Genomic DNA, 6,148 nt, shown 5'->3' on the forward strand with positions numbered 1-6,148 from the left:
GATCAGCTGGCCAGCGCGGCGTTGCCGAAGCGCAGTTCCTTCTGCGCCTCCAGCTTGCCGACCAGCGTCCAGTCGCCGGCCTGCGGATAGTTGGTGGCCAGGAAGCGATAGGCCGACTTCACCAGAGTCTCGTTCGACTGGCTGGCCTGCACGATCAGATTCTCCCACTCCGTCACCAGCCCGTCCCAGCGCATCATGCCATTGTGCAGCTCATCGCGGGAATCGCGGATGAAGGCGACGTAGGGGCCATAGGCCATCAGCACCAGCAGGATTTCGCTGACCTGCGCGTAGAGGTTGGTGAAGACCCCCTCGAAATCGTCCATCGGTGCGCGGATCAGGGCGAGCGCCCGGTCGATATCCGGGCGGATGACCGGATCGCGGCTGTAGGCACGCCGCAGCTCCGTCAACCCGCGCTGCACCGAGCGGATCTTGTTGAAGCGGTCGCGCAGCGCCTCGATATAGGTGATCTCGCGGGCCAGGGCATCGATGCGCCGGATCACGGTCTTCTCGTCGCCGCCCCGCTTCAGCCCCAGTTTCTGGGCCAGCTTGCGGCAGCCATTGAGATATCGGGACTCGAAATCCGCTGCCCCTGTCAACCGCGCCATCTCCGCCAGATCGAAGACCAGCATTTCCTCGCCATCGCCATAGCTGGCGACCTGGATGCGGATGCGCTGCGTCGAGCGCCGGCGGTGCACCTCCTCCACGGTCCAGGACGCGCTGCCATCCAGCAGTTCGCGCGGGATCGAGTCTCCGGGGCGGATTTCCTTCACATAGCGCAGGCCCTGGGCCACCACCTCCAGCAGCTTTCCATCGTCGGATTCCGGATCGATGGCGAATTCCCGGCACAGGGTGGTGAAGGGCAGCGCCGCGTTCACCTCGCCGAAGGAGACGAAGAAAACCGGCTCGCGCTGTTCATGCGACAGGCCAAAATAGCCATCCAGCGACGCAAACACCTTGTGCGTAAAGATGAAATGCGTGGCACGGTCACCGGCGGCTGTTACCGCCTCTTGGGCATTTCGCCCCCCCGATATGTCATTCGGCATCCCGGCCTCTGCCCCCCCAGGCCCGCCGCGTCTGTTCTGGCGCGACGGCAAAAGAGTAGAATTTTCTAAAATTCAGTCTTTATTTTTGTCCATTCCCGCCATTTCACAAGCACTAAAATTGGTTAAGGCCCTGAAAAGAATAATAAATCTAACGAAATCAAACCAATTCCGGCAAAATCTTCACGTAACATGACACCGCGCCCGGGAAACCCGAGGCGGTTATCAATCGACAAAATGGGGAAGAAGAATGGTGCCGGTGGAGGGATTTGAACCCCCGGCCACCCGCTTACGAAGCGGATGCTCTACCGCTGAGCTACACCGGCGCCAAGGCGGCGGACATTAGCGGCATGACGCCGCTTCCGCAAGCCCTAGAAACGCCGTTCCAGACATCGGCTCAGGCATCGCCGGCACACGGGTTGCGCAAGCAGCCCCGGTAGGCTTTGCTGGGAACGACCCTTCAGCTGCCAGCACACCATCCATCACACCAAAGACTGGCCGAAAACGGGAGGATAAAGAGGTGCCGCTCTGGGCCCGTGCCCTGGCGACGACGATGCTGGTGCAGACCGTCGGCGCCTTCATCCTGTTTGCCGTGCCGGTGATCGGACCGGTGCTGACCGAGGCTGCCGGCCTGCCGGGGGAGAGCATCGGCTATCTCTCCTCGCTATCCGCGCTCGGCGTGTGCTGGCTGTTGTCCAACGGCGTGCCGATGCTGACGCATTATGGCCCGGTCCGCATGCTGCAGATCGGCCTTGCCCTTGGCGTGCTGGGCTTTGCCGCGATCTGCAGTGCCTGGTGGCCGCTGGCCGTTGTTGGGGCCGTGGTGATGGGCTTCGGCTATGCCACCAACAACCCGGCCAGCAGCGAGATCCTGGTGCGTACCGCGCCGGCGGCGAACCGCGTGCTGGTCTTCTCCCTGAAACAGGCGGGCGTGCCGCTGGGCGCCATGCTGACCGGGCTGATCGTCGCCCCGCTGGTCGGGCTGCACGGCCTGTTCGGCGTCACGTTGCTGATGCTGGCGCTCGGGACCGTGGCGCTGCTGCTGGCGCAGCCGGCCCGGCTGCTGCTCGACCCGCCAAGCGAACGGCTGCCCACGGCCTGGTTTCCGGCGCTGTTCTCCTGGCGGGTGATGCGCAATTCGGTCGCCACGCTGAAGCTGCATCCCGGCCTGCCGATGTTCACCGCGCTGGGCCTGTCCTTCGCCATCCTGCAGGCCTGCCTGACCGCCTTCCTGGTCACCTATCTGGTGACGCGGCACGGCTTCAGCCTGGCCGAGGGCGGACTGATCGCGGCGACCATGCAGGGCGCCAATCTGGTTGCCCGCATCACCCTGGGCTGGATTGCCGATCGCATCGGCAATGCCCAGCTGCAGCTCGCTATCCAGGGTTTCCTGGCCGCGGCCTCCTTGGCCGCACTGGCCCTGCACCAGCCGGTTTCCGGCGGCGCCCTCACCTATGCGCTGGTGGCGCTGGCCGGTTTCACCGGCACCAGCTGGAACGGCCTGCACATGGCGGAATCGGCACGGCTGTCGCCGCCCGGCCGCGTTGGTGAAGTAACGTCGGCGGTCAATCTATTCGGCTTTGTCGGCTCGGTCAGCGGGCCAATCCTGTTCGCCCTGCTGGTGCAGATGACCGACAGCTATGCCGTGGCCTTCCTGCTGGCCTCGGCACAGCTCGTCCTGGTCTGCTTGCTCGCCTTGCGCCGCTAGCGCGCGGCAGAAGAGCCTTCGCGCAGCTTGTAGGAAGCCGGCTTGGCATAGCTGGTGCCAACCTCGCTGCGCTCACTGGCGGTCACCATCACCGGCACATTGCGCAGCCGGACCAGCTTCCAATAGCCGAACAGGTTCACCGGCTTGATCTCGACCACCTCGATGGCGGCAAGCGACAGCAGCTCATTCAGGTCGAAATCCGGATGGAAGCCGATCTGCGAGGCGAAGGGCGACAGCGCCTTCTCGAACGCGCGCAGCGCCGGATTCTCCGACGAGAAATGGTTCACGATCAGGATGTCGCCGCCCGGCACGCAGACGCGCCGCATCTCGGCCAGCATCTGTGCCGGGTCCGGCACCACGGAGGCGACATACATGCCAACCACGGCGTCGAAACTGTTATCGGCATAGGACATGGACTGGGCGTCCATCTCCAGCAGCGCCTCGACATGCGTAAGGCCCAGCCGCGCTACACGCTGGCGGGCGCGTTCCAGCATGTCGCCGGAAATGTCGATGCCGTGAACATGCGCGTCAGACCGGTAATGGCCAAGCGACAGGCCGGTGCCCACGCCCACTTCCAGGATGCGCTGGCCGGGCCTGGTATTGACCTCCGCCACCACCTCTTTGCGGCCCGGCTCGAACACTGCGCCGAACAGCCGATCATAGACGGCAGCGTAGCGGCGATAGGCCGATTTCACATGCGCCGCATCAACCAGTTTATTCATCTTTTTCCGTGACCTTGCGCGCCTTCCGGCGACGATTGCTACAAGTCGAACCCTGCCGGAATGGCTTCCCGCAAGTCCATGCGATAAACCTTAACGAACCGCGCGGCAAGTTGCACTCGGTTCGCGGCATTTTTTCGGCAAACCGGCCTTATGCTTTTTCCGTCTGTGTGGAGAGCGGCTCCAGCCGCCAGCCGCCCGCGCCTTCGCGTGCCAGCGTCCGGGCCAGCAGCGGCAGGCAGGCGGCCAGCGCTTCCTTCAGCCCGTAGGGCGGGTTCACGATCACCATGCCGGTGCCGTTCAGCCGCAGCTCCGTGCGTACCGGCCAGACCGTCAGTTCGGCGACCAGTGCCTCCTTCGGTTCCAGCGAGCGCACGAGATCGTGCAGCAGCCGCACATCGGCGCGCGCCTTGATCGGATACCACAGCAGATACTGGCCAGTGGCGAAGCGCCGCAGCCCCTCGCGCAGTGCCTTGCCCAGCCGCTCCATCTCGCCCTTTTCCTCGAACGGCGGATCGACCAGCACCAGCCCGCGCCGCTCCTTCGGCGGCAGGGTGGCGCGCAGCGCCTCGTAGCCGTCGCGGCATTCCACCTTCACCCGGCGGTCGCGGCCCAGCGCGTCCAGCAGCGCCGCGTTTTCCTCTGGATGCAGTTCGGCGAACAACGCCCGGTCACCCTCGCGCAGCATCGACTGCACCAGCAGCGGCGAGCCGGGATAGTGGCTGTCTGTCAGGTACGGCCGCACCGCCGCCAGATAATCGGCAAGGGCAGGCGGCAGCGGTTCAGGCAAAGAGAGCAGCCGGCCGATGCCTTCGCGGTATTCGCCGGTCTTCTCCGCCGCCTCGCCGCGCAAATCGTAGAGTCCGCGCCCGGCATGAGTATCCAGCGCATAGAACGGCTTGTCCTTGCGGCGCAGATGCTGAAGCACCTGGACGAGGACCAGATGCTTCAGCACATCGGCGAAATTGCCGGCATGGTAGGCGTGACGGTAGTTCAAGCCCTCATCACCCCAGCGCCCGGACCGGCTTGCCGCCCAGCCAGGCGGCGATGTCCTCCACCGTCTGGCTGTAGAAGGTGCGGTAATTATCCTCCGTCACATAGCCCAGATGCGGGGTCATCAGCAGGTTCGGCGCGCCGAACAGGACATGCCCCTTGGGCAGCGGTTCCTTGTCATAGACGTCAACGCCGGCACCGGCGATCCGGCCGCCCTTCAGCGCCGCGACCAATGCGTCCTGATCGACGATCTCCCCGCGCGAGGTGTTGATCAGGAAGGCGGACGGCTTCATCAGCGCCAGTTCATCGGCGCCAACCAGCCTGCGGCTGCGGTCGCTCAGCACCACATGCACCGACAGGAAGTCAGACTGGCGGAACAGTTCTTCCTTGCCGACATACTCCACGCCCTGTTCCGCGCATTTCTCCGGCGTCAGATTCTGGCTCCAGGCGATTACCTTCATGTCCAGCGCCAGCGCCGCTCGGGCCAGCCGGCTGCCCAGCCGGCCAAGGCCGAGGACGCCCAACGTGCGGTCCTTCAGGTCAATGCCGACGCTGCTCTGCCACAGCCCCTGTTCGGCCAGCCGGCGGCTCTCGGACGGGATATGGCGGGCCAGCGCCAGCATCATGCCCAGTGCCAGCTCGGCGGTCGGATGGCCATGCCCCTCGGTGCCGCAGACCATGACGCCATGCTCCTTCGCTGCCGCCAGGTCGACGGCTGCGTTGCGGGCACCGGTCGTCACCAGCAGCTTCAGCTTCGGCAGCTTCGCGAACAGCTCGCGCCGGAACGGTGTGCGCTCGCGCATGATGCAGATGATGTCGAACGGCGCCAAAGTCTCGGCGAGTTTGGGATCGTCCGCCATGTAGCGGTCGAACACGGTCACCTCGACACGGTCCTTCAGCGCCGACCAGTCGGCCATCTTCAGGGCGACCTGCTGGTAATCGTCCAGCACGGCGCAGCGATAGGTCATGGGGTTCCTCCGGGGAAATCGTTGTTTTCAGAATTGCGGCAACGATGGTGGGCGGCGCCCGGAAGATCAAGTGCCCGTGATAAGATCAAGCCTTCGTGAAACAGACGAATCCGACTTGTTTGCGCGCGGATAATTCTTACTTTTGCTGGGCGGGGTGACGCGGCGGATGTTTTCGTCCTATTCCGGCACCGGTTTGCTGTCCACAAGCGGAAGAGGCGCATGCGCAGAACAGGACTAAAGGCCCTTGCCGTGATCGGCGCCTTCCTGTCGCTGGCTCTTGTCTGCAGCCTGCCGGCACATGCCGCCGGGCCGGTCTCGACTGACCATGTCCGTGCCGAGCTGGTGGCCGGCGCCGAGGCCGTCCGCCCCGGCGAGACCATCCGTATCGGCATCCACAAGCAGATCATCCCGCACTGGCATACCTACTGGCAGAATCCGGGCGATTCCGGCCTTGCCACAACGGCCGACTGGACCCTGCCTGACGGCGCGAGTGCCAGCGGCATAATCTGGCCGGCACCCGACCGCATCGCCGTCGGGCCGCTGATGAATTACGGCTATGAGGGCGAGGTCACGCTGCTGACCGACATCGCGGTCCCGGCGGATGCGCCGATCGGCGGCAGCTTCCCGATCCGTGCCACGGTGGACTGGCTGGTCTGCGAGGAAATCTGCATTCCCGAGCAGGTCGCGCTGAGCCTCGACCTACCAGTCGTCGCCGCCGGC

General features: G+C 64.8%; 6 protein-coding genes and 1 tRNA gene. 2 read left to right on the plus strand and 5 right to left on the minus strand.

Going from position 1 to position 6,148, the window contains the following annotated elements; translation table 11 throughout:
- Window positions 1-2: 2 nt before the first annotated feature.
- Together MK313_RS05135 and MK313_RS05140 are read right to left on the minus strand one after the other, a co-directional pair.
- Window positions 3-1,043 (minus strand): hypothetical protein, encoded by a 1,041-nt coding sequence (locus MK313_RS05135; protein ID WP_008943895.1) that lies wholly within the window; start codon window positions 1,041-1,043, stop codon window positions 3-5.
- Window positions 1,044-1,291: 248 nt separating this feature from the next.
- Window positions 1,292-1,366 (minus strand) — tRNA-Thr (locus MK313_RS05140).
- Between the two features lie 194 nt (window positions 1,367-1,560).
- Here MK313_RS05140 and MK313_RS05145 point away from each other — a divergent pair.
- Entirely contained in the window at window positions 1,561-2,748 is a 1,188-nt protein-coding gene (locus MK313_RS05145) for an MFS transporter (RefSeq protein WP_287780345.1), read from the plus strand.
- On the opposite strand, the gene MK313_RS05150 is transcribed toward MK313_RS05145, so the two are convergent.
- The 3 genes from MK313_RS05150 to MK313_RS05160 all read right to left on the minus strand — a co-directional run bounded on the left by MK313_RS05150 (window position 2,745) and on the right by MK313_RS05160 (window position 5,428).
- Entirely contained in the window at window positions 2,745-3,470 is a 726-nt protein-coding gene (locus tag MK313_RS05150; protein WP_287780346.1) for a class I SAM-dependent methyltransferase, read from the minus strand. The two genes, MK313_RS05145 and MK313_RS05150, sit on opposite strands and share 4 nt — an antisense overlap.
- A 148-nt stretch (window positions 3,471-3,618) precedes the next feature.
- Window positions 3,619-4,464 (minus strand): 23S rRNA (adenine(2030)-N(6))-methyltransferase RlmJ, encoded by an 846-nt coding sequence (locus tag MK313_RS05155; RefSeq protein ID WP_287780347.1) that lies wholly within the window; start codon window positions 4,462-4,464, stop codon window positions 3,619-3,621.
- A gap of 7 nt (window positions 4,465-4,471) precedes the next feature.
- Window positions 4,472-5,428 (minus strand): D-2-hydroxyacid dehydrogenase family protein, encoded by a 957-nt coding sequence (locus MK313_RS05160; protein WP_287780348.1) that lies wholly within the window; start codon window positions 5,426-5,428, stop codon window positions 4,472-4,474.
- A 219-nt stretch (window positions 5,429-5,647) separates the two neighbouring features.
- Here MK313_RS05160 and MK313_RS05165 point away from each other — a divergent pair.
- Window positions 5,648-6,148: protein-disulfide reductase DsbD domain-containing protein (locus tag MK313_RS05165; protein WP_287780349.1), on the plus strand; the 501-nt coding region annotated here is incomplete at its 3' end.

It is taken from the genome of Oceanibaculum sp. (genome assembly GCF_022449305.1).
Lineage (GTDB): Bacteria > Pseudomonadota > Alphaproteobacteria > Oceanibaculales > Oceanibaculaceae > Oceanibaculum > Oceanibaculum indicum.

Excerpts from the sequence above, each read along its gene's own strand:
- MK313_RS05160 (WP_287780348.1), bottom strand. The coding sequence starts at position 5,428 with ATGACCTATCGCTGCGCCGTGCTGGACGATTACCAGCAGGTCGCCCTG.
- MK313_RS05150 (WP_287780346.1), bottom strand. The coding sequence starts at position 3,470 with ATGAATAAACTGGTTGATGCGGCGCATGTGAAATCGGCCTATCGCCGC.
- MK313_RS05135 (WP_008943895.1), bottom strand. The coding sequence starts at position 1,043 with ATGCCGAATGACATATCGGGGGGGCGAAATGCCCAAGAGGCGGTAACA.